This is a genomic window from Bacillus sp. ME78, from assembly GCF_903970865.1.
Taxonomy (GTDB): domain Bacteria; phylum Bacillota; class Bacilli; order Bacillales; family Bacillaceae_G; genus Bacillus_A; species Bacillus_A cereus.
Genome location: NZ_CAJCKK010000027.1, coordinates 1 through 25,500 on the forward strand (window position 1 = coordinate 1; position 25,500 = coordinate 25,500).

The window sequence follows — 25,500 nt, forward strand, 5'->3', positions numbered from 1 at the left end:
AGTAGCCCCAGTGTCACCAGTCGGCCCCGTAGGTCCAGTAGCCCCAGTGTCACCAGTCGGCCCCGTAGGTCCAGTAGCCCCAGTGTCACCAGTCGGCCCCGTAGGTCCAGTAGTCCCAGTGTCACCAGTCGGTCCAGTCGGTCCAGTCGGTCCAGTCGGTCCAGTCGGTCCAGTTGGCCCAGTCGGCCCCGTAGGTCCAGTTGGCCCGGTAGGTACAGTCGGCCCCGTAGGTCCAGTCGGTCCAGTTGGCCCGGTCGGCCCAGTCGGAAGGGTAAACGGTGGTATCGGTGGTAATGTAGGTCCTACAAGATTAGGGTCAAATGCACTAGCTGATAAAGATTCATCGGGATTTAATCCATTTGAATAATTATTATTTGACATAAATTCACCTCCATAAAGCGTTCATTATATAGTAGATGCAAAACCGAAAGAAAATGACACGGACATTTGAATTATTGAAAAGAAATCTTAAACTACTTGAACAATTTAAAAAAATGGAAAGTTTAGTATATGTATAACATATGATTGATTTGGAAGAGGGTGATTATGTTGAACAAGCAAGGAATTACAATTAGTCTATGTATGATTGTTCGAGATGAGGAGGAGACAATAGCCCGTTGTTTAGACACAGTTGAAAAAATTGTGGATGAAATTATAGTGGTTGATACAGGCTCCGTCGATCGAACGAAAGAAATCGTAGAGAAATACACTTCTAACATATATGATTTCCAGTGGATTGATGATTTTGCAGCAGCAAGAAATTTTTCTTTTTCAAAAGCGACGCAAGAGTATATATTGTGGCTAGATGCAGATGACGTATTATTAGAAGATGCTCAAGAAGCATTGAAACTTTTAAAAAGAGAATTAGATCCTAAAATTGATGCTGTTTCGATGCCTTATCATCTTGCGATGGATTCTAACGGGAAACCTTTATATTGTACAAAAAGAAATCGACTTGTAAAGCGTGAAAAACAATTCCAATGGTTTGGAAAGGTTCATGAGTATTTAGCTATTTCTGGTGAGGTTTTTAGTAGTAATGTTGCTATTACACATAAAAAAGAAAAAAAAGTAACAAATCGTAATTTGAAAATTTTTCAAAATACTGTAGCGGCAGGAGAAGAATTGAGTCCGAGAGATTTATTTTATTACGCAAATGAATCTACGGATAACCAAAAATATGATGATGCAGTTCTTCTATATGAAACATTTCTTAATCAAGACGAAGGATGGTATGAAGAAAAAATTTATGCATGTGGTAAGTTAGGAGATTGCTATGCAAAGCTCGGAATGTGGGAGAAGGCAATCGAATCTTGTGTGAAGTCGTTTCGGTATGGCGTCCCTAGAGGAGAGAATTGTACAAGAATAGGATATATATATATGGAACAAGAAAAATATAATGAAGCGATATTTTGGTTTAAACTTGCAACGGAAGTACCAATGGCAACGGAAAGTCCTTTCCATAGTCCAGCTAGCTACACATGGCTACCCTATTTACAAATGTGTATTTGTTATAGCAGGTTAGGGGAGCAGGATAAAGCGTATTATTACAATGAATTAGCAGCTTCTTATGTTCCGAATAATGCTGCAATTGAATATAACCGTAAATATTTTCGGGGAGTTTTTGATAAACCATATAAAGTGTAATAGGTTTCGTTTTTTAGAAATGATTTATCGTTATTCTAACTCTAATAGATTGGTTATATATTAGAGTATCAGTAACGTAACCAATATAAATAAAAGGTTTTATACTACTATTTGTGGGCTAATAATCAGTGGGGGATGAACAAAATCTGCACTTTATAGAATTCATATGAGATTTATATTTCTAATTCAATTTGCATAAGGAGTGTGTGAAATGAGTCGCGAAAAAAGTTCTTTATATGAAGAAAAATCCGAGCATTATTATAATGCAGCGAATCCGAATTTATTAAAGCATATAAAAAAGGAATGGAAAGAAGTTCTTGATATTGGTTGCTCGAGCGGTGCATTGGGAGCAGCTATTAAAGAAAACGGTACACGTGTATCAGGAATTGAGGCATTTCCAGAGGCGGCAGAAAAAGCGAAGGAAAGACTAGATCATGTTATTTTAGGGGATATAGAAAAAATAGATCTTCCTTATGAGGAGGGGCAATTTGATTGCGTCATATTTGGGGATGTATTAGAGCATTTATTTAATCCATGGGCTGTAATAGAAAAAGTAAAGCCATATATAAAGCAAAATGGTGTGATTTTAGCAAGTATACCAAACGTTGCTCATATTTCAGTATTAGCTCCCTTGCTTGCTGGAAATTGGACGTATACAGAATATGGTTTATTAGATAAAACACATATTCGTTTCTTTACATTCAATGAAATGCTAAGAATGTTTTTAAAAGCAGGATATTCAATTAGTAAAGTAGATCGTGTATATGTTGATCATAAAATGTATGAGCCGCTTATTGAGGAGTTATATGGAATTTGTAAAAAATATCGTCTTGGAAGTGGCTTCATGGCTGAGACAGTTGTATTTCAGTATATTATTGAAGCTGAAAAATCACAATTATGAGTGCTGCAGACAAAACAATATTATTTGTTACATGTATAAATGATCGGAAATTGTATGCAAACTGCGTGCGACATATATTGCAATTGTTAGTACCGCCAGGATATATTGTCCAATTTATGCCGATTCGAAATGCGAAAAGTATGACGAGTGGATACAATCAAGCCATTTCGCATCCAGCAAAGTATAAAGTGTATATACATCAAGATGTTTTTATTATAAATAGAGCCTTTTTATACGGATTACTTCAATTATTTGAGGAACATGAACATCTTGGTATGATTGGGATGGTTGGAGCGCAATATGTTCCTCCAACTGGTGTATGGAACGAAGGGCGTGGAATTGTAGGAAAGGTCATTGGCTATATGAATGATTTGTTTTATATGGCAAGTTTAGAACAACCGTATCATGAATCAAAAACATTTATTCCTGTAGAATGTATTGATGGTTTATTAATGGCGACACAATATGATGTTCCGTGGCGAGAAGACTTATTTGACGGATTTGATTTTTATGATGTATCTCAATCGTTTGAATTTAAAAAAGCAGGATATACAGTCGGTGTGCCTGTACAGCGCGATGCTTGGTGTATCCATTATCATTTTGATGTGAATATGACGAACTATGAAAAGTATCGAAAAATATTTGTGGAACACTATATGTCAGATGTAAATAAGGAAGAATAAAAGGGGGGACAAAAATGAAAGATCATACAATATTAGTCGTTGTTTGTGTAAATAATGAGGAGCTTTTCAAACAATGTGAGAGCCAAATAAGAAACATTTCTGTTCCCCCTGGTTATGTCGTGCAAATTTTTCCGATACGAGATGCGCAAAGTATGGCAAGTGCATACAACCGAGCCCTTTCATATCCAGCGAAATACAAAGTGTATATACATCAAGATACATATCTTATTAATCGAGACATGTTTTCTACACTTATATCTCTTTTTAAAGAAAATGAAAAGCTTGGTTTAATAGGAGTCGCTGGAGCTCAGTTTTTACCGAATAACGGGATATGGTGGGAAGGAAAAAATTTAGTAGGGAAAGTGATTGAGTATAGAAGACAGAATTATCAATTATTAAATTTAGATCAGGTTTTTTATGGTAATCAACCATTTTTGTCAGTTCAGGCAATTGATGGTTTATTCATGGCAACGCAGTATGATATTCCGTGGCGAGAAGATTTGTTTCAAGGGTTTCACTTTTATGATGTGTCACAGTCTTTAGAGTTTCAAAGGGCTGGTTATTTAATCGGTATCCCAAATCAAGCAAATTTATGGTGTATTCATTACAACGGAGATGAGTTTGATGCGGATACATATGAGAAGTATCGGAAAGTGTTTGTAGAACATTACAAAGATATATTATCTCCATCATAAAGGAGAGATGCAAAGTGAAAGGAATTATTTTAGCAGGTGGTACTGGATCTAGATTATATCCAATAACGAAAGTAACGAATAAACATTTACTTCCTGTTGGTCGGTATCCGATGATTTATCATGCGGTATATAAGCTAAAACAATGTGATATTACAGATATTATGATTATTACAGGTAAAGAGCATATGGGGGATGTTGTTAGCTTTTTAGGAAGTGGTCATGAATTTGGAGTGTCCTTTACGTATCGTGTGCAAGATAAAGCAGGCGGTATTGCACAGGCGTTAGGGCTTTGTGAAGATTTCGTCGGGAATGATCGTATGGTAGTTATATTAGGGGATAATATTTTTTCAGATGATATTCTTCCGTATGTTGAAGAGTTTGCAAATCAAAAAGAAGGTGCGAAAGTGCTATTGCAATCTGTAGAAGATCCCGAAAGATTTGGCGTAGCACATATTCAAAACCGAAAAATAGTTGAAATTGAAGAAAAGCCGAAAGAGCCGAAAAGTTCTTATGCGGTTACGGGAATTTATTTGTATGATTCGAAAGTCTTTTCTTATATTAAAGAATTAAAACCTTCTGCACGGGGAGAACTTGAAATTACAGATATAAATAATTGGTATTTAAAACGAGGGGTACTTACTTATAATGAAATGAGCGGCTGGTGGACTGATGCGGGAACTCATGCTTCGCTTCAAAAGGCGAATACGTTAGCACGGGGTATTAATTTTGGGAAACAGTTTAACGGAGAATAGGTGAGAATATGAAAGTTGTAGAAACAAATTTTACCGATGCAAAATTGTTAGAACCGAGGTTGTTTGGAGACGAGCGTGGCTTTTTTTCAGAGAGCTATAATAAGCAGGTGCTAGAAACATTAGGGATAACGTATTCATTTGTACAGGATAACGTATCTTATTCGGCTAAGGCAGGAACGATTCGGGGACTACACTTTCAAAAAAAACCGAAAGCACAAACGAAACTCATTCAAGTTATGCAAGGGGCAATTTATGATGTTATCGTTGATTTACGAAAAAAATCACCAACATTTAAACAATGGAAAGGATATATTTTAAGTGCAGATAACCATCGGCAGTTACTAGTGCCAAAAGGATTTGCGCATGGATTTTGCACGCTTGTCCCGCATACTATCGTTATGTATAAAGTAGATGAATATTATAGCGCAAAGCACGACTCTGGATTACTTTGGGAAGATAAAGATTTAGCAATTCCTTGGCCAGTAACAGATCCTATATTGTCCGATAAGGATCAGATATTGCCATTACTAGAGGAATATGAAGATAGTTTTTAAGTAGGAGAGTTGTTTATGAATATATTAGTAACAGGTGGGGCTGGATTTATTGGAAGTAATTTCGTTCATTACATGCTACAAAGTTATGAATCATATAAAATTATTAATTACGATGCATTAACATATAGCGGGAATTTAAATAACGTAAAATCTCTTCAGAATCACCCGAATTACTTTTTTGTAAAAGGAGAAATTCAAAATGGAGAGCTATTAGAATACGTTATAAAAGAGCGAGACGTACAAGTGATTGTAAATTTTGCAGCTGAATCACATGTGGACCGTAGTATTGAAAATCCGATTCCTTTTTATGATACAAATGTAATTGGGACGGTCACTTTATTAGAACTAGTTAAAAAATATTCGCATATAAAACTTGTGCAAGTATCAACGGATGAAGTGTATGGCTCTTTAGGGAAAACGGGGAAGTTCACAGAGACAACGCCGTTAGCTCCAAATAGTCCGTATTCTTCAAGTAAGGCGAGCGCGGACATGATAGCTTTATCTTACTATAAAACATATCAATTACCGGTTATAGTAACGCGTTGTTCTAATAATTATGGGCCGTACCAGTATCCCGAAAAATTAATTCCGTTAATGGTTACGAATGCACTGGAAGGAAAAAAACTACCGTTATATGGTGATGGTTTAAATATAAGAGATTGGTTACATGTAACAGATCATTGCAGTGCGATTGACGTTGTGCTGCATAAGGGACGTGTAGGAGAAGTATATAATATAGGTGGCAATAATGAAAAAACAAATGTAGAAGTTGTGGAACAAATTATCACTCTTTTAGGAAAAACAAAAAAAGACATTGAATATGTTACAGATCGTTTAGGACACGATCGTCGTTATGCGATTGATGCAGAGAAAATGAAGAATGAATTTGATTGGGAACCGAAATATACGTTTGAACAAGGATTACAAGAGACGGTGAAATGGTATGAAAAGAATAAGGAATGGTGGAAACCACTAAAAGACCAGTAAGGGGCATGTTACATGAAAGAGAGGGTTATCATAACAGGAGCAAACGGTCAATTAGGAAAGCAACTATTTGAAGAGTTAAACTCTGAAGAATATGATATATATCCATTTGATAAAAAGTTATTAGATGTGACAAATATATCCCGAATACAACAAGTAGTACAAGAAATAAAACCACATATAATTATTCATTGTGCTGCCTATACGAAAGTAGATCATGCGGAGAAAGAACAGGATCTTGCATATAGAATAAATGCAATCGGAGCTAGAAATGTAGCGGTTGCTTCACAATTAGTAGGGGCGAAGCTAGTTTATATTAGTACTGATTATGTATTTCAAGGCGCCAGACCAGATGGATACGACGAATTTCATAGTCCAGCGCCGATAAATATATATGGAGCCTCTAAGTATGCGGGGGAGCAGTTCGTCAAAGAGTTACATAATAAATATTTTATCGTTCGCACATCGTGGCTATATGGTAAATATGGAAATAATTTCGTGAAAACGATGATGCGATTAGGAAAAGAAAGAGATGAAATATCTGTTGTAGCGGATCAAGTTGGCTCGCCTACGTATGTGGCGGATTTAAATATGGTTATTAATAAGCTCATTCATACTTCTTTATACGGTACATACCACGTATCAAACAGAGGCTCATGCTCTTGGTTTGAATTTGCACAAAAGATATTTTCGTATGCAAATATGAAAGTGAATGTATTACCTGTTTCAACGGAAGAATTCGGGGCTGCAGCTGCGAGGCCCAAATATTCTATTTTTCAACACAACATGCTACGATTAAATGGTTTTTCACAAATGCCTTCTTGGGAAGAAGGATTAGAGCGGTTTTTTATAGAAACCAAAAGTCATTAACAACTTTCTGTTAATGACTTTTTTGTTTGCCTTTAAGCGGTTTTATGGTACTATAATTATAGTATCAGGTACTAATAACAAGTATAAGTATTTCTGGGAGGATATATCATGGAACTATTACAAGGGAAAACATTTGTTGTTATGGGCGTTGCGAACCAAAGAAGTATTGCATGGGGAATTGCTCGCTCTTTGCATAATGCAGGTGCAAAATTAATATTCACATATGCAGGAGAACGTTTAGAAAGAAACGTTCGTGAATTAGCGGACACATTAGAAGGACAAGAATCACTTGTATTACCTTGTGATGTAACGAATGACGAGGAACTTACAGCTTGCTTTGAAACAATTAAACAAGAAGTAGGTACTATTCACGGTGTAGCACATTGTATTGCTTTTGCAAATCGCGATGACTTAAAAGGTGAATTTGTAGATACTTCTCGCGATGGATTTTTACTTGCACAAAATATTAGTGCATTCTCTTTAACAGCTGTAGCAAGAGAAGCAAAAAAAGTAATGACAGAAGGCGGAAATATTTTAACGTTAACATACCTTGGCGGCGAGCGCGTTGTGAAAAATTATAACGTTATGGGTGTTGCGAAAGCTTCATTAGAAGCGAGCGTGAAATATTTAGCGAACGATTTAGGTCAACACGGTATTCGTGTTAACGCTATTTCTGCAGGACCAATTCGTACGTTATCTGCAAAAGGTGTAGGCGATTTCAACTCAATCTTAAGAGAAATTGAGGAGCGCGCACCACTTCGTCGTACAACAACTCCAGAAGAAGTTGGCGATACAGCAGTATTCCTATTCAGTGATTTAGCACGTGGAGTAACAGGAGAAAACATTCACGTTGATTCAGGGTATCATATCCTAGGATAAATATAATATTAATTTTTAAAGGACAATCTCTAAATGCTGAGATTGTCCTTTTTATTTGTTCTGAGAAAGAACGATTTTTAACGAAAGTTCTTACCACGTGATGAATATAACTATAATAGTACACGATTTATTCAGCTACGTATGGAAGTGGGAGGGACGAGTGTGAAGAATAAAAATAAAAGTTCAACAGTTGGAAAACCGTTGTTATATATCACGCAAGTAAGTTTAGAACTTACTGCACCGAAAATAAAAAGGATTATCCTGACAAACTTTGAAAATGAAGATCAAAAAGAGCAAAGTGATAGACAAGAAAATATTGTAAGCAGTGCTGTGGAAGAGGTAATAGAGCACGAACAACAAGAAGAGCAGCAAGTGGAAGAAAAAATAGAAGAAGAGGAAAAAGAAGAACATGCAGAACAAGAAGAGAAAGAAGAGCAAGAACCAGAACCAGAACCAGTAAGAACTGTCCCGTATAATAAATCATTTAAGGATATGAATAATGATGAAAAAATTCATTTTTTATTAAACCGCCCTCATTACATTCCGAAAGTAAGGTGCAGAATAAAAACGGCTACAGTTTCTTATATTGGATCAATCATGTCGTATCGTAATGGCATTGTATCTATTATGCCGCAAAATAGTATGAGAGATATTAGGTTGTCTATAGATGATATCCAATCGATTAGTATGGCTGGCTTTTAAATATGTAAAGGTGGTAGAAAGCTTCTACCACCCCAATAGTTTTTTAGTTTACTTAACGATAGAAACGTCGCGTAAGCATTGAATCGCACAGAAACAGCTTAAATCAACAGTAATGCAAGTAGTTGTAGATATTAATCTTGCATTTGGTACAGCTAAAAACGTACAAATTGGATCGTCACCAGGTGGTACCGGAGAACTGTCACCTAAAACTACAGTTAATACACGTAGTACAGCACAGCTATCGTCATCTACACTTTCCACACGGAAAATTGGAGATCGGCAGCTAGTAAGGCTTGCAGATGGTGCGAATGCTTCAAAAGGTTCTCCAGTTTTTGTGTATAAAATAAAAGGGCGTGTATTAGCTACTGATGCAGTATTGTGTGCACCTAAGAATGGGATTTCACAACCAGATCCACATGTTGTTGTAGAACAATCTTGTAATTCATTGATGAATTTTACAACGTCAACTACACAATGAGAAGAGCCATGGTGTTTATTTTCGTTACAACTCATTAATGTCACTCCTTATCTTCTTGTTTGTATTTACATTAATAAGATATTGGAGTCGAGGAGATTTGGTCACAATCTCAAGACCTTTTTTTTTAAATAGGCGAAAGAGGATAAGGGAAGGTGGAATTATGCTGTTTACAAGCTGGCTTTTATTTTTTATTTTTGCGTTAGCTGCTTTTAGGCTCACTCGTTTAATTGTATATGATAAAATAACAGCCTTTTTGCGAAGACCATTTATTGATGAATTAGAGATTACGGAGCCGGATGGAAGTGTATCAACGTTTACAAAAGTAAAAGGTAATGGATTAAGAAAGTGGATTGGCGAATTATTAAGCTGTTATTGGTGTACAGGTGTATGGGTTAGTGCTTTTTTATTAGTTTTATATAATTGGATTCCTATCGTTGCGGAGCCGTTACTTGCATTATTAGCCATTGCAGGAGCAGCAGCAATCATTGAAACGATTACAGGATATTTTATGGGAGAATAATATATTTTCATAATAAGAGAAAAAGCGGAGTTTAAAAGAATGAGGGAACGGAAATAAAGAGTTGTTCATATAGTAAATAGACAGAATTGACAGTAGAGGAGATGTTTGCTGTGAGCAATAATCCAAGGCAAAATTCATATGACCTGCAGCAGTGGTATCATATACAGCAACAACACCAAGCACAACAACAGGCATATCAAGAACAATTACAACAACAAGGATTTGTGAAGAAAAAGGGATGCAATTGTGGGAAAAAGAAGAACGCAATAAAACAATATGAAGAATGAAACACTCATGCTACTGTGAGTGTTTTTTATTATATATAAAAAGCGGTATTTCTGTATTAGAAATACCGCTTTTTACTAACTAATTTGTGCAACTGTTAATGCTGCTGCGCGGATGTCTACAGTTCCAATTAACTGAACTGGCACAATTTGAATTAAGTCACCAGGATTTAAGTTAATAAGAATAACACCACTGGATACATCTACTTCACCAGTACCAATAACGTTAGAACGAACTGCTGTACCTGATCCAGGAATAATGTTAGCTGGCGTATTTAATGATAAGAAGAAACGACCAGCTTCTGGTGCAACAGGTGAGTTATCAAGACTAATTGTTAATGTATAACTGATTTGATAAATACCAGCTCGTAGAATTCGAATGCCATCTCCGACACTTACTGTATCGTTGATTACAGGAACAGTAATATTTGGATTTGGACTTACGCTAGGTAATAATAGTGGTGTAAATAGTGAAGCAAACTGAGGTGCAGAAGCATTGAAAGCAAAACCAAAGGCAGGTAGTGTACTAGCTGGCTTCGCCTCACAATCGATTTTAGTAAATTCGCAATCAGAAGAGAACATGTTTTTCACTCCTTTATCTGTTTCTACTTTCAGTTAATGAAAAGGACAGGTTCTATGTTCTAGACAAGTTCCCAATTTTAAGAAATTTACATAAGAATACTCTTTAAGCATGGATTGGGTGGCAGAATTATCTGCCACCCAATCCATGCTTAACTCATTATTTAGTTTTAAATAGAAACATCGCGTAAGCATTGAATAGCGCAGAAGCAACTTAAATCAACAGTAATGCAAGTGGAGGTTGATATTAGTCTTGCATTTGGCACAGCTAAAAACGTACAGATTGGGTCGTCACCAGGTGGTACAGCGGTACCATCACCTAAAACTACAGTTAATACACGCAATACAGCACAGTCATCATCATCTATACTTTCTACGCGGAAAATAGGAGATCGGCAACTAGTAAGGCTTGAAGATGGTGCGAATGCTTCAAAAGGTTCTCCAGTTTTTGTGTATAAAATAAAAGGACGTGTATTAGCTACTGATGCATTGTTATGTGCACCTAAAAATGGAACTTCGCAACCAGATCCACATGTTGTCGTTGCACATTCTTGTAGTTCATGTATAAAACGAACAACATTCGATACACAGTTGAAATCACACTCATGTTGATGATCTTCATTACAATTGCAGCTCATTATGTTCACTCCTTCTCGTGAGTTCTGACATACACTATTACAATATGAGTGGGATATGGTTGATATTACGTTAATTCTTATGATAAAAATAAGGAATTTATATAGGAGGGATGTACATAACGCATTATAAAAAAAGACATCCTTATTTAGTGGATGTCTTTTCAGGTAAATCTTTTCGCACAGTATATAAAAAACGAGATATATCTAATTTCTTTCCTCTGAAAAATTGCGGAGAAGAAATGTAAAGTTCTTCTTTCGCACGTGTAATGGCGACATAAAGTAATCGGCGTTCTTCTTCTAATGCTTCAGAAGTTTCCGTAACACGATCATTTGCATCTTTTAAAGAAGAAGTATGCGGCAGGATCCCATCACTCGCTCCAAGTAAAAAGACACATGGAAATTCAAGGCCTTTTGCGTTATGAATTGACATAAGTGAAACGGCATCTTTTTGCGGCATTGTTTTTAATGCTTCCATTTCTTTTTGACCTTGAATCGCTTCGTCAATAAATTGTAAATAAGCTGGAATATCGGTGAAACGAGTTGCAGACTCCATTAATTCTTCCAACATTTCTTCTTGTATGTCTTTATGCATCGTAAAGGAAGAACGATCGTTACTTTGTAAGTACTCTAAATATTTTCCTTTACCATGAATGATTTCTTTTAATGCTTTTTTCGGTTCTAATTCTTTAATAAATTTAATAAAATCAATACGCTCATTTACCTTTTTCACTTGAAAAGGTTTTAAGCTCGGATTTAATAATAAGAAATGAAGAAGAGAAGGAAAACGGCCTTCACCATATTTCCATTGTTCACGCTCAATAAATGAAATACAATCATCACGTCCGATATACATCGTCGGCAATATGTTTGAAAGTGATTCTAGTCGAAACGGCTCAATCACGAGTCTTAAATGATCTAATACAGGCTTAATTAAAGAATGTTCATAAAATGATTGGCTCGCCCCGTGTTTAATAAACGGGATTTTATGAATGGTAAGCTGATCAAGTAACGAACGGCTTACAGAATGTGTGCGATACAGTAAACAAAAATCTTTATAGTTTCGTTCACCGCTATCCACTTTTTCTTGAATGAGCTGTAAAATTTGATTTGCTTCATCAAGAGTCGTAGCAGGTCTTGCATAAAAAGGTTGTACACCTTCCTCACGAACGGAGTATAGCTCTTTATCAAAACGTTCTTGATTTAATTTTATAACTTCATTTCCAAGCCCGACGATAAAGGGATTGGATCGATAATTCGTATTTAGTGCAATAATTGTTGTGTTATCAAATTCTTTTGGAAAAGATAAAATAATTTGGTGACTTGCCCCTCGCCAGCCATAGATAGCTTGATCATCATCACCTGCGATGAACAAATTATTTCTTGGTGTGGCTAACAATTTTACAATTTCATATTGTGCATACGATGTATCTTGAAACTCATCTACTTCAATGTAGTGAAAACGTTGTTGTAATTGAGTTAGTAAAGGAGCATTATTTTCTAACATATAATATGTTTCCAATAAGATGTCATCGAAATCAATATAATTGTATCGTTGTTTTACTTCTTCAAAACGTTCATATACTTCTTTAAATTCTTGTTCCACTGGTGTTTTCGCTTTTACATCTTTCGGACGATTTAATTTGTTTTTTTCAAGTGAAATCATCGCGAGTATCGTTTCCGCATCATAATCGTCTTTTAAACGCAATTCTTTTAAGATTTTCTTTATCATAATTTGTTTATGTTTTTCATTTGCTAAAATTTGCTGATTATACCCTTGACTACGAAGCAATTTTAAGAAAACAGAGTGGAATGTACCAGCAACAACATAGCTACTTGCTGCATGATTCATACCTGGTAACTTCGCAACACGACTTCGGATTTCTTCAGCTGCTTTTTGTGTAAATGTAAGTAATAAAATATTTCGTGGATGAACTTGTTTTACATTTACTAAATAACCAACGCGAGTTGTTAAAACAGATGTTTTCCCGCTTCCAGCACCAGCTAGTGTGAGAACAGGACCTTCTGTTGTGCGCACGGCTTCTAATTGTTTTTCGTTTAAAAAAACATTTTGTTGTTCGAGAGCGCGGAAATAAGCCGCATCTACATCTTCTTCCATAATTAAATGGGTAGATGTTTTCGGAATATGATATGTCGCACGCGGAATATCAGCGTGTGTTAACGATTTTTGTGAAAATTTTTCTTGTGTCATATGTTCACCTTCAAAACTATAGCATCAACATTTAACTTTAGCGGAAGAAAAAGAAAATAGCAATGTAAAAAACAGGAGGGGTCACCTCCTGCTTTCAAATTACAATTCTTTTATCATTACGACGTGCGGGATATTTGCTTCCATAAATACATCAGAACTCGTTACATAGCCAAGTTTTTTATAGAAATCTTCAGCATGTGTTTGAGCATGAAGTTTCAATTTTGGTAGCGAATTTTCTTTTGCATACGCTTCAAGCGCATCCATAACAATTTTTCCGATACCTTTTTTACGATGGGAACCTAGCACGCAAATGCGTTCCATTTTCCCTATACCATCAAGGGTGCGAAAACGTCCAGCACCAACTGGAACATCATTGTCATATATAACAACGTGTCTTGAAGTTTCTTCAAACTCATCGTACTCTTCTTCAGCAGAGACACGTTGTTCATTTACAAACACTTGTTTACGTACAGAGAATGCATCTCTTAGTTGTTCGTCCGTTTGTACAATCTGTGCGTGCAAATTAGTTGTTCCCCTTTCCAAGGTGGAATGTTTCGTGTACAGTCCATGTTCCATTTTCTAATTGATATAGAAGATGGAAACGATCAATTGGTTGTTCATAATAGAAATCTTTCATACGTAATCGACCCAATACATCAGCATGCTCTGCATCTGATAAGCCTTGTCCGATTGTTAAGTGAGGTACGAAAGCATATTCGCGTTCTTGTGTGAATAACCCGCCATGCATTTCTTCATTTAAGAAAGTAAGTTCAGGTGTTTTTTCTACTTTAAAATAAAGGACGTTATTAACAGGTGCGAATGAACCAACTTTCCCAACATGAAGGGTGAAAGGATTCGTTTTACCTGCGATTGTATGTAGCTCGTTTACAATCGATTCTAATTGTTCATCTTGCGTCTCAAAGGGTGTTTTCAATGTAATATGTGGCGGAACTAATGCGTAGTGCGGGTCATAACGCTTACGCAATCCGTTCGCTTTATCTTGAATCATTTTAGATGGAAAAATTACAATGCCTAATTTCATGTTCCAATTCCTCCCTTTGTAAGTCTAGTTAGATTTTGAGATAAATAAATCTCTTTATCTATTATATCAAATTATTCTGAATACTGCTCTCTATTATTTCATTGATAGAATATGAGAGAAGGCTTTCGGTAAATCAGTTTGCCAATATTTCCAAGTATGATTGCCTTCAAACTCCTCGTAATGCGTAATGAAATTTCTATCTGTGAGAAGTGTATTTAACTCACGGTTTGGTTCTACGAAATCAGATACTTGTCCATCAGTACGCTTTACAGCCGTTTCTTCTGTACCAATGACGTGATACAGTTCTAATGCTTGTGGATCTTTGAAGTCTTTTGCTAAGTTCATCACTGTCTCATCCACAAATGGTGATTGCATAACGACTTTACCGAATGTATGCGGATACATAAGTGCAGTCATAAAGGAAACTGTTCCGCCAAGAGAATCACCAATTAAAACACGACCTTTTCCCATTTGGTACGTTGGATAATTTTCATCAATATATGGTGCAAGTTCATGAGCAAGGAAACGAATATATGCAGCATTTTTCACTTCACTTGGGAAATATTTTTCTTTACGATCCTGTACATTTTTATATGGAATACCGACAATAATTGTACGGTCAATTTCTTCAGTTTCACGAAGGCGCTCAATTACACGGTGCGCTTTACCAAGCTGAAAATAATCTCTACCATCTTGTGCAATTACAACTGTATGTTTGTGCAGTGGTGTGTAATTTACTGGCAAATAAACGAGAAGCGTAACGTCTTCTTGAAGTGATGCGCTATAAAATGAAATTTCTTCAATTCTCCCTATTGTTTGACTCATGTAGATCCCCCTAAATAAAAATTTACTGTAACGATTGTAAGAGCGACGCTTGTAGTGAAAAAGGAAATAAATATTCACTAATTGGTGCCTTAATTTCTATTTTACCATAATGGTACGAAGAATCTAAAAAATTAGTATTTAAGTTACGAAAGAAAACGGATATAATGAAGTGGGATTTTTGACAGGTGAGAGGGGAGACAGGATTTGAAACAAGAAAAATCAATCGCACTACCATTGGCTATTTCTATAATTGCTATTTCCTTTGCAGCAGTTTTTGTAAAGATGTCCTCAGCACCATCTTCAATATTAAGTATGTACCGCTTATGGATTATCGTACTTATTATGCTGCCTATCGTATGGAAAAAAAGAGAGGAATTTAATAGGATTCAAATGAAAGATTGGGGCTTTTTAATTGGATCTGGTTTCTTTTTAGCACTTCATTTTCTTTTATGGTTTGAATCTTTAAAGCATACAACAGTTGCTAGTTCAACAATTATTTTGGCACTTCAACCGATCGTATCTTTAGTTGGAGGTTTTTTTCTGTTTAAAGAAAGAACAACATATTCAGCCATTGCAACGATGGGAATCGCTATTCTAGGCGTAATGTGCATTGGTTGGGGAGATTTAGGTTTAAGTAAGCAAGCAATTTATGGAGACATATTATCCTTTCTAAGTGTAATAGCAGTTGTCGGTTATTTATTTATTGGGCAAACGACAGTAAAGAAAGTATCACACTGGATTTATAGCTTTACAGTCTTTGCATTCGCAGGTCTTTTTATGGGGATTTATAATGTCATATTGCAAGTACCCTTTACAGGTTATACGAAGTGGGATTGGACCGTTTTTCTTTTACTTGCGGTTGTGCCGACAGTGTCACATGTAATTAATAACTGGCTATTAAATTATGTAAATGCAACGACAATTTCAATGAGTATTTTAGGAGAACCTGTTGGAGCATCTATACTTGCGTTCTTCTTACTTGGAGAAAAATTAAATGCAATGCAAATTATCGGTAGCATGCTCGTATTGTTTGGTGTATCTGTTTTCTTACTGCAGCAACAAAAGCGAACATCAAAAAATGTCGTAAACGAGCCGGTGTATACACAGGAATTATAGTGTTAGGGGAGAAAAGAGAAGTTGTGATACTTCTCTTTTTTTTTAGAAATACGGGCGTAGAAGGGGAAGGGAAATGGAGTTTCCATCAAAAAAAGATACATGGTTATATCCAATTTTTTTTATTGTTTTGGGTGCTTGTTTTGCACCAATTTTTGTAGGGAGAGAATATTTTCTTTTGCTTTTTACAATTCCATTAGCAATGTTGTTTAGCTGGAGTTGTTTTTTGGCAAAATATATTGCCCGGGAAGAAATAATTACGATTAGATCGGGTCTCGTTACAAAACGTATTTTTATACGAGATATAAAACAAATTTCAAATACGAAAAATCCAATAGCAGCCCATGCATTATCATTTGACCGACTTGAAATTGTTTACGATACACATAAAACAGAAAGTATTTCTCCAAGAAATAAAGAACAATTTATTAATCTTGTAAAAAGTAAAAACTCAAATATTGAAATCAAGTAAAAGAGTGGCTACAAAGCCACTCTTTTACTTTGGATTTGTCATATAAGGTTGTACATGAATGACACATAGGTCACGGAATTTGCCTTCAGCAGTTGTGACAATTACGACTGCTCTACCTGCGCTTTTTCCAGTAATTGTCACGGTGTCGCCTTTTGGATATATGGTGATGATATCAGAATTCATATTTGACCAAATAAGCTCTTTATGCGTTGCTTGTATTGGCAAAATGGAAGCTGCTAACACAATGTTTTGTCCCGTTTTTATTTTTAATTTATGTTTTTCCATATGAACACCGATGACTGAAATAACAGAAGGAGCAATTGAAATTTTAGGCGGGTTAGGTTGCATGTTTAAACAAGACGCAGAAGTATTTGTGATAGGTGAAAATTTTCGTGTTTGTTGTTGCTGGAAAGCTGCTAACATGTTGGAGTCCCCTTTCTGTATAAGTGCTAATACTCATACTATAAAGGAGTAGTGTTATGTTAAATTTAACGAAACATAAAGAATTTGTTAAATTTGATAAGAAGATTGTCGAACTGTAAAAAATCTCTGCTGTTACGATAACAGCAGAGATTTTTTTATAAATTATGACGATGTTGTTTTTCGAAATCCTCAAATTGCTCTTCAACTTCTTTTGAAGGTTGTGTTAGTAAACTAACAATTACGATGGCTAGTAAACTAATAGCGAAACCTGGAATCATTTCATATAAGAAATCTTTTAAGAATTTGAATTGAGTCCATATAATAACAGTAGCGGCACCAGAAATCATACCAGCAAGCGCGCCCCATTTCGTCATACGTTTCCAATATAAGCTTAATAAAATAGCAGGTCCAAATGAAGAACCAAAACCAGCCCAAGCGTACCCAACAAGAGCTAAAATCGTATCATTTTGTTTAAACGCTAAAGCGCACCCAACTAAGGCAATAACAAGCACAGCCATACGACCGACAAATACAAGTTCTTTATCAGATGCAGAACGTTTGAAGAATGTACGATATAAGTCTTCCGTTACGGCACTAGAAGTAACGAGTAACTGAGATGAGATTGTACTCATGATCGCTGCTAAAATAGCGGCTAATAAAAATCCAGTAATAAGTGGGTGGAATAAAATTTTTCCAAGTTCAAGGAAAATTGTTTCTGGGTTAGATAATGTTAACTCTTGTTGTGAATAGTAAGCAATACCAATAAGACCAGTAAACATAGCTCCAACAACAGAGAAAATCATCCAGCTCATACCAATTCTTCGTGCACTTTTAAGTTCTTTTACAGAAGAAATTGCCATAAAGCGTACGATAATATGAGGTTGTCCGACATAACCAAGGCCCCATGCGAATAGAGAAATCATTCCTAAAGTAGAGGCACCTTTAAAAATATCTAGACGTGTTGGATCTACAGATCGAATTGTATCAAATGCAGGTCCAAGTCCGTTCGAATTCATAATTGTTACGATAGGAACAAGAATAAGAGCGACCACCATAATGATTCCTTGTACGAAGTCTGTCCAACTTACTGCTAAGAAACCACCAAATAATGTGTAAGCGACAACAACGCCTGCAACAATGAATAATCCAACATGATAGTTCATGCCAAATGAATTTTCAAATAATACAGCGCCTGAAACTAATCCTGAAGCTACATAAAAAGTAAAGAAAATCATAATAACAAGTCCGGATACTAAGCGTAGCATATGAGATTTGTCGTGGAAACGGTGTTCCAAAAATTCTGGAATAGTAATAGAGTTGTTTGCAATTTCTGAGTAGGTACGTAAGCGAGGAGCGACATAAAGCCAGTTTGCATATGCGCCTAGTGTTAGGCCGATCGCAATCCAACTACTACTTAATCCAACGCTAAACATTGCACCGGGTAATCCCATTAAAAGCCAACCACTCATATCGGATGCTCCAGCACTTAATGCTGTTACTGCGGGGCCTAGTGTACGCCCGCCAAGCATATAATCTGTTAAGTTGGACGTTCGTTTGTAGGCGAAATAGCCGATTACTAACATCCCGAGCATGTAAATAGAGATAGAAGTTAAAGTTAACATCTGCGTACTCATGTAGTTCCCCTTTCTTTTGTCAGGTCTTTTGATGCGTTATGCATATTTATCCCGCATTAACGGGCAGTAAAACCCCCACCTTAAAATTGGCTGGGCAAGGAAGTTAGGTGGGAGATCAACTGTCCGTAAATGCCCGATTGGTTCAACTAATAATCAGTGGGGATGAACCCTCTCTACTGATTAAAGTTTCACTTTATAATCTATCATGATTATTCTGAAAAATCCATATAGAAATACGAATTTTCAGAAATGTAAGCGTTTTTTGATGTCATTTTATTTTTTTAATATATAATATTCATACAAAAAACCTTATTTTTAATAGAGTATTTATTATATTTACATAAAAAGAGGTTGTTTTGTCAATATAATATTGAAAGGAAAGAAAAATAAAATTTTTAAAAAAGTATTGACTTGTGAAAAAAGTCAGGTCTATAATGAGTGCAACTTAAAAAAATGCAAGCGTTGATGAAGAAGAGTACACATGATGAACATGTCAGAGAGCTGATGGTTGGTGCGAATCAGTATGGAATTGATGTGGAATGGGCTTCGGAGCTTCCAAACCGAAACGAAAGAAGTAGGCTTTGGCGACATGATCTCATCGATACAAGAGACACGTATTGTTTTTGATACGGTAAAGTGCGTTACATTTGTAACGAATTAAGGTGGCACCACGGGAGTACCCGTCCTTTCTATAGGATGAGTACTCCCTTTTTGTGTATAAAAAATTAAATAAATGAAATCGTTTAAGTAAGAAGAGTACGTATATTGGAGACGTTACAGAGAGCCGGGAATAGGTGGGAGCCCGGTACGGTGCCATATACGGAATGGGCTTACGAGAGGTATGCTGAACAATTATTTTTAGTAGGCAACCCGGGTTCCGCCGTTACAAGGATAAGGTATAAAATTTGTACCTGAACAAAGCGGGATGCTTTTGCATCCAACACGAGGTGGTACCGCGGTATATTTATCGTCCTCTACATATTTTCGATATGTAGGGGACTTTTTTATTTTTCAGAGTGAGGTGAAGGACATGATGACGAAAGAAGAATTTATAAAACAAAAAAGAGAGAGAAAGACATTTTTAGTAATTACTGAAGAAGAAGGAGATAGCATTACGCCAATTTCTTTATATAGACGTATGAAAGGAAAGAAGAAATTTTTATTAGAAAGTTCACAGCTTCATCAAGATAAAGGGCGTTATTCTTACTTAGGATGTAATCCTTATGGAGAAGTAAAAAGCGTTGGTACGGAAGTAGAACGAACGATTTTCGGCCGGGCAGAAAAGTTACAAGGTAACGTACTACAAGTGTTAGAAGAAATAATCGCACCATCACAAGTAGACAGCCCATTTCCATTTTGCGGAGGAGCAGTTGGTTATATTGGATATGATGTCATTCGGCAGTATGAAAACATTGGAGCGGATTTACACGACCCATTAAATATTCCGGAAGTACACCTCTTACTATATCGTGAGTTTATCGTTTACGATCATTTACGCCAAAGGTTGTCGTTTGTATATGTATGCAGGGAAGATGATTCAGCAGATTATGAGGAAGTATACGAAAGGCTACGAGTATACAAAGAGGAAGTGCTACAAGGAGAAGAAACTGAAGTAAATGCAATACAATCCACATTATCATTCACTTCTTCTATAACGGAAAAAGAGTTTTGTGGGATGGTAGAAATGGCGAAAGAACATATAAGAGCTGGAGACATATTCCAAGTCGTACTGTCACAGCGTTTACAAAGTGAATGTATTGGTGATCCATTCGCGTTATACCGAAAACTTCGAATTGCAAATCCATCACCATATATGTTCTATATCGATTTTCAAGATTATGTTGTACTCGGTTCTTCACCGGAAAGTTTGCTATCAGTAAGAGAGAATAAAGTGATGACGAATCCAATTGCTGGTACAAGGCCGAGGGGGAAAACGAAAAGGGAAGATGAGGAAATCGAAAAAGAACTGTTAGGCAATGAGAAAGAGCGAGCAGAGCATATGATGCTTGTAGATCTTGGGCGAAACGATATTGGTAGAGTGAGCGAAATCGGCTCGGTTACGATAGATAAATATATGAAAGTAGAAAAATACTCTCATGTTATGCACATTGTATCTGAAGTTTACGGAATATTGCGGAAACAAATGAGAGGATTTGATGCATTAGCGTATTGCCTACCAGCAGGAACAGTGTCGGGAGCTCCGAAAATTAGAGCGATGGAAATTATAAATGAGCTAGAGAATGAAAAAAGAAATGTATACGCCGGAGCAGTTGGATACGTTAGTTTTTCAGGAAATCTTGATATGGCGCTCGCCATTCGAACGATGGTCGTAAAGGATGAAAAAGCATACGTTCAAGCAGGAGCAGGAGTCGTTTACGATTCAGATCCAGTAGCTGAATATGAAGAAACGTTAAATAAAGCGAGAGCACTATTGGAGGTAATGAAATGATTGTACTAATTGATAATTATGATTCATTTACTTATAACTTGTATCAACTGTTAGGTGAATACGAAGAAGATATTGTAGTCGTAAGAAATGATCAAATAACGATAGAACAGCTAGAAGAGATGAATCCAACAGGAATTGTGCTTTCACCAGGACCAGGAAAACCAGAGGATGCTGGTATTTGTATCGAAGTGATTCGTCATTTTTATAAGAACGTTCCCATATTAGGTATTTGCCTTGGTCATCAGGCGATTATATCAGCATTTGGAGGAGGAATTGTTCGAGCGGAGCGTATTAAACATGGGAAAACATCACGCGTGAAACATAATGGAACGTCAATTTTTTCATACGTTACACAGCCGTTAACAGCGATGCGCTACCATTCCCTTGTTGCAGCGCAAACGAGCTTGCCAGAGTGTTTTGACATACTAGCGACAGCGATGGACGATGGAGAAGTTATGGCAGTTCGTCACAATTATTATCCGCTCTTCGGATTACAGTTTCATCCGGAATCAATCGCAACAGAAGAAGGCGGAAAGTTAATACTTGCCTTTTTAACAGAAGTAAAAGAGGGGGAAAGAGTATGAATAACTATCTTCGTCAATTAGTGGAGGGTCAACATTTAACAGAAGAGGAAATGTATAAAGCAGGACTACTTTTATTAAGTGAAAACATATTAGAAAGTGAAATTGCAGCTTTCTTAGTCTTACTGAAAGCGAAAGGTGAAACTGCAGAAGAAATATACGGTCTCGTTCGAGCTCTTCGCGAAAAGGCATTGCCGTTTTCGAACCATATACAAGGAGCAATGGACAATTGCGGGACGGGTGGTGACGGTGCTCAAACGTTTAATATTAGCACAACTTCAGCATTCGTACTGGCAGGAGCAGGTGTAAAGGTTGCAAAACATGGTAATCGTGCTGTTTCTAGTAAAACAGGAAGTGCGGACTTATTAGAAGAATTAGGTGTAAATATTAGCAGTACGCCAAGCGAAATTGATTATTTACTAGAGCATGTGGGCATTGCATTTTTATTTGCACCAGCGATGCATCCAGCACTAAGGCGCATTATGAAAATAAGAAAAGAGTTAAACGTGCCGACGATCTTTAATTTAATTGGCCCTTTAACAAATCCAGTGAATTTAGAAACACAATTTGTCGGTATTTATAAACGAGATATGTTATTACCAGTTGCGCAAGTATTACAAAAGTTAGGCCGGAAACAAGCACTTGTCGTAAATGGAAGTGGTTTTTTAGATGAAGCATCATTACAAGGGGAAAATCACGTAGTCCTTTTAAAAGATAATGAAATAGTGGAAATGAGTATTGATCCAGAAAAGTATGGTTTTTCAAGAGTGAAAAATGAAGAAATTAGAGGGGGGAATTCAAAAGAAAATGCAAAGATTACAGTCGGCGTATTGAGCGGAGAAAAGAGTGTTTATCGCGATACAGTTTTATTAAATGCAGGTCTAGCTCTTTTCGCAAATGGAAAAACGGAAACGATTGAAGAAGGAATTAAACTCGCGGCACATAGCATTGACTCTGGAAAAGCATTAGCCAAATTAAACTTATTAATTGTAGCAAGCAACGAAAAATTAGAAAGGGTGAACTAAAGTGGGGACGATTTTAGATAAAATTGTAGAACAGAAGAAAAAGGAAGTTGCGGAGTTATATGAAATATATACACCAGTAAAAACAAAAAGAAAGACACATTCACTTGTAGAAGCGTTACAGCAGTTTACTGTCATTGCAGAAGTAAAGCGAGCATCACCATCAAAAGGAGATATCAATTTACACGTTGACGTACGAAAACAAGTGGGAACATATGAGAAATGTGGTGCAGGAGCAGTATCTGTTTTAACAGATGGTCAATTTTTTAAAGGATCGTTTCACGATTTACAAACAGCAAGAGAAGAAAGTAACATTCCGCTTTTATGTAAAGATTTCATAATCGATAAGATTCAAATCGATAGAGCGTATGAAGCGGGAGCAGATATTATTTTACTAATCGTAGCAGCGTTAACGAAAGAGAAGTTAAAAGAGTTGTATAGCTACGTGTTAGAAAAAGGATTGGAAGCGATTGTTGAAGTTCATGATGAACAGGAATTAGAAACTGCGATTGTATTAAATCCGCACGTTATTGGCATTAATAATCGTAATTTAAAAACGTTCGAAGTAGATTTAAGCCAAACTGAAAAGCTTGGAAAAAGATTGAATGAGGAGAAACTACTTTGGATTAGTGAAAGTGGCATTCATTCAAAAGAAGATATTATTCGTGTTAAAAGAGCTGGAGCCAAAGGTGTATTAGTTGGAGAGGCGCTTATGACATCATCTTCTATTAGTAGTTTTTTTGAAGATTGTAAGGTGAATATATGAAAGTGAAAATTTGCGGCATCACTGATGTGGAAACAGCGAAAAGTGCGTGCGAATATGGCGCAGATGCACTCGGATTTGTTTTTGCAGAAAGTAAGCGGGAAATCACTCCAAAGAGAGCGGAAGAAATCATTCAGGAGCTTCCAGCCAACGTGTTAAAAATCGGTGTTTTCGTAAATGAATCAGTAGAAGTGATCCAGAAAATTGCAGATGAGTGTGGGTTAACACATGTACAACTACATGGGGATGAAGACAATTATCAAATTAGAAGATTGAATATTCCGTCTATAAAGTCACTAGGAGTAACTTCAGAGAGTGATATGAAAAACGCCCAAGGGTATGAAGCGGATTATATATTATTTGATAGCCCGAAAGAAAAGTTTTATGGAGGAAATGGAAAGACATTTTCATGGGAGCTACTTAGAGATATGCCAAAAGAATTGCGAAAGAAAATGATATTAGCTGGTGGATTAAACGCTCTTAATATAGAAGAAGCAATTCGAACTGTTCGGCCATATATGGTTGATGTGAGCAGCGGAGTAGAGACAGAAGGAAAGAAAGATGTAGAGAAAATAAAACAATTTATTATAAAAGCGAAGGAGTGTTCCAAATGAACTACGCATATCCAGATGAAAAAGGACATTACGGTATATACGGAGGACGATACGTTCCAGAAACGTTAATGCAATCTGTACTAGAACTAGAAGAAGCATATAAAGAGGCGATGCAAGATGAAGCATTTCAAAAGGAATTAAATCATTATTTAAAAACGTACGTCGGAAGAGAAACACCGCTATATTATGCTGAAAATATGACGAAGTATTGCGGTGGTGCAAAGATTTATTTAAAACGTGAAGATTTGAATCATACAGGAGCTCATAAAATTAACAATACAATCGGTCAGGCACTACTTGCAGTGCGAATGGGCAAGAAAAAAGTTGTCGCTGAAACAGGAGCTGGACAACACGGAGTTGCAACAGCTACTGTATGTGCTCTTCTCGGATTAGAATGCGTCATTTTTATGGGAGAAGAAGATGTAAGACGTCAAAAATTAAATGTGTTCCGAATGGAATTACTCGGAGCGAAAGTAGAAAGTGTAGCGGCAGGTAGCGGTACATTAAAAGATGCGGTAAACGAGGCGCTTCGTTACTGGGTTTCACATGTGCATGATACGCACTACATTATGGGATCTGTTCTCGGACCACATCCATTCCCGCAAATTGTCCGTGATTTCCAAAGTGTAATTGGAAATGAAACGAAAAAACAATATGAGGCGTTAGAAGGAAAGTTACCAGAAGCAGTCGTTGCTTGTATTGGCGGTGGTAGTAATGCGATGGGGATGTTTTATCCGTTCGTACACGATGAAGAAGTTGCTCTTTACGGCGTAGAAGCAGCTGGAAAAGGCGTTCATACAGAAAAGCATGCAGCAACTTTAACGAAAGGAAGCGTTGGCGTTCTCCACGGATCAATGATGTATCTTCTGCAAAACGAAGAAGGACAAATTCAAGAAGCACACTCTATTTCAGCAGGACTTGATTATCCAGGTGTTGGTCCAGAACATAGCTTGCTAAAAGATATTGGCCGCGTTTCTTATCATTCGATAACAGACGAAGAAGCATTAGAAGCATTTCAATTATTAACGAAAAAAGAAGGCATTATCCCGGCGTTAGAAAGCTCGCATGCTGTCGCATACGCATTAAAATTAGCTCCGAAAATGAAGGAAGATGAAGGACTTGTTATTTGTTTATCTGGCCGTGGTGATAAAGATGTAGAGAGTATAAAACGTTATATGGAAGAGGTGTAA

General features: G+C 36.6%; 29 protein-coding genes, 1 pseudogene and 2 other annotated features. Of the genes and pseudogenes, 20 read left to right on the forward strand and 10 right to left on the reverse strand.

From position 1 onward, the window contains the following. A pseudogene (gene bclA / locus H6481_RS22400) lies at positions 1 to 381 on the reverse strand (collagen-like exosporium glycoprotein BclA); the annotation flags it as partial. A gap of 165 nt (positions 382 to 546) precedes the next feature. Between bclA and H6481_RS22405 the strand changes: the two are divergent. The 10 genes from H6481_RS22405 (at position 547) to H6481_RS22450 (ending at position 8,664) form a co-directional block, all read left to right on the forward strand. Next, the gene (locus tag H6481_RS22405) at positions 547 to 1,644 is read left to right on the forward strand and encodes a glycosyltransferase family 2 protein (RefSeq protein WP_000932908.1); all 1,098 of its coding nucleotides are present in this window, start codon (positions 547 to 549) and stop codon (positions 1,642 to 1,644) included. A gap of 211 nt (positions 1,645 to 1,855) precedes the next feature. Then, positions 1,856 to 2,545 carry a class I SAM-dependent methyltransferase gene (locus tag H6481_RS22410; RefSeq protein ID WP_000085805.1) on the forward strand — a complete coding sequence of 230 codons (690 nt, stop codon included), beginning with the start codon at positions 1,856 to 1,858 and terminating at the stop codon, positions 2,543 to 2,545. Beyond that, positions 2,542 to 3,228 carry a glycosyltransferase family protein gene (locus H6481_RS22415; protein WP_064532916.1) on the forward strand — a complete coding sequence of 229 codons (687 nt, stop codon included), beginning with the start codon at positions 2,542 to 2,544 and terminating at the stop codon, positions 3,226 to 3,228. The genes H6481_RS22410 and H6481_RS22415 overlap by 4 nt, the downstream gene beginning before the upstream one ends. A 14-nt stretch (positions 3,229 to 3,242) precedes the next feature. Further along, a complete protein-coding gene (locus tag H6481_RS22420; protein WP_182813251.1) occupies positions 3,243 to 3,923 on the forward strand; it encodes a glycosyltransferase family protein in 681 nt (226 codons plus the stop codon). A 14-nt stretch (positions 3,924 to 3,937) separates the two neighbouring features. Next, positions 3,938 to 4,675 carry a sugar phosphate nucleotidyltransferase gene (locus H6481_RS22425; RefSeq protein ID WP_053565006.1) on the forward strand — a complete coding sequence of 246 codons (738 nt, stop codon included), beginning with the start codon at positions 3,938 to 3,940 and terminating at the stop codon, positions 4,673 to 4,675. 8 nt (positions 4,676 to 4,683) lie between these two features. Then, complete coding sequence (rfbC, locus tag H6481_RS22430; protein ID WP_000869417.1) at positions 4,684 to 5,229, forward strand: dTDP-4-dehydrorhamnose 3,5-epimerase; 546 nt, start codon at positions 4,684 to 4,686, stop codon at positions 5,227 to 5,229. Positions 5,230 to 5,244: 15 nt separating this feature from the next. Beyond that, positions 5,245 to 6,216: a dTDP-glucose 4,6-dehydratase gene (rfbB, locus tag H6481_RS22435; RefSeq protein ID WP_182813253.1), complete on the forward strand. Its 972-nt coding sequence runs from the start codon at positions 5,245 to 5,247 to the stop codon at positions 6,214 to 6,216. Between the two features lie 12 nt (positions 6,217 to 6,228). Then, positions 6,229 to 7,083 carry a dTDP-4-dehydrorhamnose reductase gene (gene rfbD / locus H6481_RS22440; RefSeq protein ID WP_000664659.1) on the forward strand — a complete coding sequence of 285 codons (855 nt, stop codon included), beginning with the start codon at positions 6,229 to 6,231 and terminating at the stop codon, positions 7,081 to 7,083. Between the two features lie 108 nt (positions 7,084 to 7,191). After that, positions 7,192 to 7,962 (forward strand): enoyl-ACP reductase FabI, encoded by a 771-nt coding sequence (gene fabI / locus H6481_RS22445; RefSeq protein ID WP_000421885.1) that lies wholly within the window; start codon positions 7,192 to 7,194, stop codon positions 7,960 to 7,962. A 141-nt stretch (positions 7,963 to 8,103) separates the two neighbouring features. Beyond that, a complete protein-coding gene (locus H6481_RS22450) occupies positions 8,104 to 8,664 on the forward strand; it encodes a spore coat CotO family protein (RefSeq protein WP_078993521.1) in 561 nt (186 codons plus the stop codon). 48 nt (positions 8,665 to 8,712) lie between these two features. On the opposite strand, the gene exsY is transcribed toward H6481_RS22450, so the two are convergent. After that, positions 8,713 to 9,177: an exosporium assembly protein ExsY gene (gene exsY / locus H6481_RS22455; RefSeq protein ID WP_001277740.1), complete on the reverse strand. Its 465-nt coding sequence runs from the start codon at positions 9,175 to 9,177 to the stop codon at positions 8,713 to 8,715. Positions 9,178 to 9,302: 125 nt separating this feature from the next. Here exsY and H6481_RS22460 point away from each other — a divergent pair, with 125 nt between their 5' ends. Further along, positions 9,303 to 9,662, forward strand: coding sequence for a DUF1360 domain-containing protein (locus tag H6481_RS22460; protein WP_000899664.1), 360 nt, complete (start codon positions 9,303 to 9,305; stop codon positions 9,660 to 9,662). A gap of 101 nt (positions 9,663 to 9,763) precedes the next feature. After that, positions 9,764 to 9,949, forward strand: a complete 186-nt coding sequence (locus H6481_RS22465; protein ID WP_023521433.1) for a hypothetical protein — start codon at positions 9,764 to 9,766, stop codon at positions 9,947 to 9,949. Positions 9,950 to 10,024: 75 nt separating this feature from the next. Here the strand turns inward: H6481_RS22465 and exsF are convergent, their stop codons facing one another. The 6 genes from exsF to H6481_RS22495 all read right to left on the reverse strand — a co-directional run bounded on the left by exsF (position 10,025) and on the right by H6481_RS22495 (position 15,239). Beyond that, the gene (exsF, locus tag H6481_RS22470) at positions 10,025 to 10,528 is read right to left on the reverse strand and encodes an exosporium protein ExsF (RefSeq protein WP_000492939.1); all 504 of its coding nucleotides are present in this window, start codon (positions 10,526 to 10,528) and stop codon (positions 10,025 to 10,027) included. Positions 10,529 to 10,695: 167 nt separating this feature from the next. Further along, entirely contained in the window at positions 10,696 to 11,163 is a 468-nt protein-coding gene (cotY, locus tag H6481_RS22475; RefSeq protein WP_001277719.1) for a spore coat protein CotY, read from the reverse strand. Positions 11,164 to 11,305: 142 nt separating this feature from the next. Then, the gene (locus tag H6481_RS22480) at positions 11,306 to 13,372 is read right to left on the reverse strand and encodes an ATP-dependent helicase (RefSeq protein WP_000191194.1); all 2,067 of its coding nucleotides are present in this window, start codon (positions 13,370 to 13,372) and stop codon (positions 11,306 to 11,308) included. Positions 13,373 to 13,471: 99 nt separating this feature from the next. Continuing rightward, positions 13,472 to 13,894, reverse strand: a complete 423-nt coding sequence (locus H6481_RS22485) for a GNAT family N-acetyltransferase (protein ID WP_182813255.1) — start codon at positions 13,892 to 13,894, stop codon at positions 13,472 to 13,474. 1 nt (position 13,895) lies between these two features. Further along, positions 13,896 to 14,414: a YjcG family protein gene (locus H6481_RS22490; RefSeq protein WP_000765871.1), complete on the reverse strand. Its 519-nt coding sequence runs from the start codon at positions 14,412 to 14,414 to the stop codon at positions 13,896 to 13,898. 93 nt (positions 14,415 to 14,507) lie between these two features. After that, on the reverse strand, positions 14,508 to 15,239 hold the full coding sequence (locus H6481_RS22495; RefSeq protein ID WP_000084015.1) for an alpha/beta hydrolase-fold protein: 732 nt from the start codon (positions 15,237 to 15,239) through the stop codon (positions 14,508 to 14,510). 204 nt (positions 15,240 to 15,443) lie between these two features. Between H6481_RS22495 and H6481_RS22500 the strand changes: the two genes are divergently transcribed. Together H6481_RS22500 and H6481_RS22505 are read left to right on the forward strand one after the other, a co-directional pair. Further along, positions 15,444 to 16,355, forward strand: a complete 912-nt coding sequence (locus H6481_RS22500; protein ID WP_016082441.1) for a DMT family transporter — start codon at positions 15,444 to 15,446, stop codon at positions 16,353 to 16,355. Positions 16,356 to 16,428: 73 nt separating this feature from the next. Continuing rightward, positions 16,429 to 16,824, forward strand: a complete 396-nt coding sequence (locus tag H6481_RS22505) for a PH domain-containing protein (RefSeq protein ID WP_016513133.1) — start codon at positions 16,429 to 16,431, stop codon at positions 16,822 to 16,824. 24 nt (positions 16,825 to 16,848) lie between these two features. Here the strand turns inward: H6481_RS22505 and H6481_RS22510 are convergent, their stop codons facing one another. Together H6481_RS22510 and putP are read right to left on the reverse strand one after the other, a co-directional pair. After that, the gene (locus H6481_RS22510) at positions 16,849 to 17,247 is read right to left on the reverse strand and encodes a hypothetical protein (protein ID WP_000878729.1); all 399 of its coding nucleotides are present in this window, start codon (positions 17,245 to 17,247) and stop codon (positions 16,849 to 16,851) included. A 155-nt stretch (positions 17,248 to 17,402) separates the two neighbouring features. Then, positions 17,403 to 18,881 carry a sodium/proline symporter PutP gene (gene putP, locus H6481_RS22515; protein ID WP_000107210.1) on the reverse strand — a complete coding sequence of 493 codons (1,479 nt, stop codon included), beginning with the start codon at positions 18,879 to 18,881 and terminating at the stop codon, positions 17,403 to 17,405. A gap of 453 nt (positions 18,882 to 19,334) precedes the next feature. Further along, positions 19,335 to 19,572: a binding site (T-box leader), on the forward strand. A gap of 42 nt (positions 19,573 to 19,614) precedes the next feature. Continuing rightward, positions 19,615 to 19,859 (forward strand) — a binding site (T-box leader). A 52-nt stretch (positions 19,860 to 19,911) separates the two neighbouring features. Here putP and trpE point away from each other — a divergent pair. The 6 genes from trpE to trpB are packed head-to-tail and all read left to right on the forward strand — an operon-like array spanning position 19,912 to position 25,500. Further along, positions 19,912 to 21,330 carry an anthranilate synthase component I gene (gene trpE, locus H6481_RS22520; protein WP_003269846.1) on the forward strand — a complete coding sequence of 473 codons (1,419 nt, stop codon included), beginning with the start codon at positions 19,912 to 19,914 and terminating at the stop codon, positions 21,328 to 21,330. Further along, on the forward strand, positions 21,327 to 21,914 hold the full coding sequence (locus H6481_RS22525; RefSeq protein WP_182813257.1) for an aminodeoxychorismate/anthranilate synthase component II: 588 nt from the start codon (positions 21,327 to 21,329) through the stop codon (positions 21,912 to 21,914). The genes trpE and H6481_RS22525 overlap by 4 nt, the downstream gene beginning before the upstream one ends. Further along, entirely contained in the window at positions 21,911 to 22,936 is a 1,026-nt protein-coding gene (gene trpD, locus H6481_RS22530) for an anthranilate phosphoribosyltransferase (protein WP_182813259.1), read from the forward strand. The genes H6481_RS22525 and trpD overlap by 4 nt, the downstream gene beginning before the upstream one ends. 1 nt (position 22,937) lies before the next feature. Next, positions 22,938 to 23,699, forward strand: a complete 762-nt coding sequence (gene trpC, locus H6481_RS22535; protein ID WP_000536699.1) for an indole-3-glycerol phosphate synthase TrpC — start codon at positions 22,938 to 22,940, stop codon at positions 23,697 to 23,699. Then, positions 23,696 to 24,310, forward strand: a complete 615-nt coding sequence (locus H6481_RS22540) for a phosphoribosylanthranilate isomerase (RefSeq protein ID WP_000865142.1) — start codon at positions 23,696 to 23,698, stop codon at positions 24,308 to 24,310. Before trpC ends, H6481_RS22540 begins: the two co-directional genes overlap by 4 nt. Continuing rightward, on the forward strand, positions 24,307 to 25,500 hold the full coding sequence (trpB, locus tag H6481_RS22545; RefSeq protein WP_001105035.1) for a tryptophan synthase subunit beta: 1,194 nt from the start codon (positions 24,307 to 24,309) through the stop codon (positions 25,498 to 25,500). The genes H6481_RS22540 and trpB overlap by 4 nt, the downstream gene beginning before the upstream one ends.

Coding starts and splice junctions, on each gene's coding strand:
- H6481_RS22405 (WP_000932908.1), top strand. CDS start 547: ATGTTGAACAAGCAAGGAATTACAATTAGTCTATGTATGATTGTTCGA.
- H6481_RS22410 (WP_000085805.1), top strand. CDS start 1,856: ATGAGTCGCGAAAAAAGTTCTTTATATGAAGAAAAATCCGAGCATTAT.
- H6481_RS22415 (WP_064532916.1), top strand. CDS start 2,542: ATGAGTGCTGCAGACAAAACAATATTATTTGTTACATGTATAAATGAT.
- H6481_RS22420 (WP_182813251.1), top strand. CDS start 3,243: ATGAAAGATCATACAATATTAGTCGTTGTTTGTGTAAATAATGAGGAG.
- rfbC (WP_000869417.1), top strand. CDS start 4,684: ATGAAAGTTGTAGAAACAAATTTTACCGATGCAAAATTGTTAGAACCG.
- rfbB (WP_182813253.1), top strand. CDS start 5,245: ATGAATATATTAGTAACAGGTGGGGCTGGATTTATTGGAAGTAATTTC.
- rfbD (WP_000664659.1), top strand. CDS start 6,229: ATGAAAGAGAGGGTTATCATAACAGGAGCAAACGGTCAATTAGGAAAG.
- fabI (WP_000421885.1), top strand. CDS start 7,192: ATGGAACTATTACAAGGGAAAACATTTGTTGTTATGGGCGTTGCGAAC.
- H6481_RS22450 (WP_078993521.1), top strand. CDS start 8,104: ATGGAAGTGGGAGGGACGAGTGTGAAGAATAAAAATAAAAGTTCAACA.
- exsY (WP_001277740.1), bottom strand. CDS start 9,177: ATGAGTTGTAACGAAAATAAACACCATGGCTCTTCTCATTGTGTAGTT.
- H6481_RS22460 (WP_000899664.1), top strand. CDS start 9,303: ATGCTGTTTACAAGCTGGCTTTTATTTTTTATTTTTGCGTTAGCTGCT.
- H6481_RS22465 (WP_023521433.1), top strand. CDS start 9,764: ATGTTTGCTGTGAGCAATAATCCAAGGCAAAATTCATATGACCTGCAG.
- exsF (WP_000492939.1), bottom strand. CDS start 10,528: ATGTTCTCTTCTGATTGCGAATTTACTAAAATCGATTGTGAGGCGAAG.
- cotY (WP_001277719.1), bottom strand. CDS start 11,163: ATGAGCTGCAATTGTAATGAAGATCATCAACATGAGTGTGATTTCAAC.
- H6481_RS22480 (WP_000191194.1), bottom strand. CDS start 13,372: ATGACACAAGAAAAATTTTCACAAAAATCGTTAACACACGCTGATATT.
- H6481_RS22490 (WP_000765871.1), bottom strand. CDS start 14,414: ATGAAATTAGGCATTGTAATTTTTCCATCTAAAATGATTCAAGATAAA.
- H6481_RS22495 (WP_000084015.1), bottom strand. CDS start 15,239: ATGAGTCAAACAATAGGGAGAATTGAAGAAATTTCATTTTATAGCGCA.
- H6481_RS22505 (WP_016513133.1), top strand. CDS start 16,429: ATGGAGTTTCCATCAAAAAAAGATACATGGTTATATCCAATTTTTTTT.
- H6481_RS22510 (WP_000878729.1), bottom strand. CDS start 17,247: ATGTTAGCAGCTTTCCAGCAACAACAAACACGAAAATTTTCACCTATC.
- putP (WP_000107210.1), bottom strand. CDS start 18,881: ATGAGTACGCAGATGTTAACTTTAACTTCTATCTCTATTTACATGCTC.
- trpE (WP_003269846.1), top strand. CDS start 19,912: ATGATGACGAAAGAAGAATTTATAAAACAAAAAAGAGAGAGAAAGACA.
- H6481_RS22525 (WP_182813257.1), top strand. CDS start 21,327: ATGATTGTACTAATTGATAATTATGATTCATTTACTTATAACTTGTAT.
- trpD (WP_182813259.1), top strand. CDS start 21,911: ATGAATAACTATCTTCGTCAATTAGTGGAGGGTCAACATTTAACAGAA.
- H6481_RS22540 (WP_000865142.1), top strand. CDS start 23,696: ATGAAAGTGAAAATTTGCGGCATCACTGATGTGGAAACAGCGAAAAGT.
- trpB (WP_001105035.1), top strand. CDS start 24,307: ATGAACTACGCATATCCAGATGAAAAAGGACATTACGGTATATACGGA.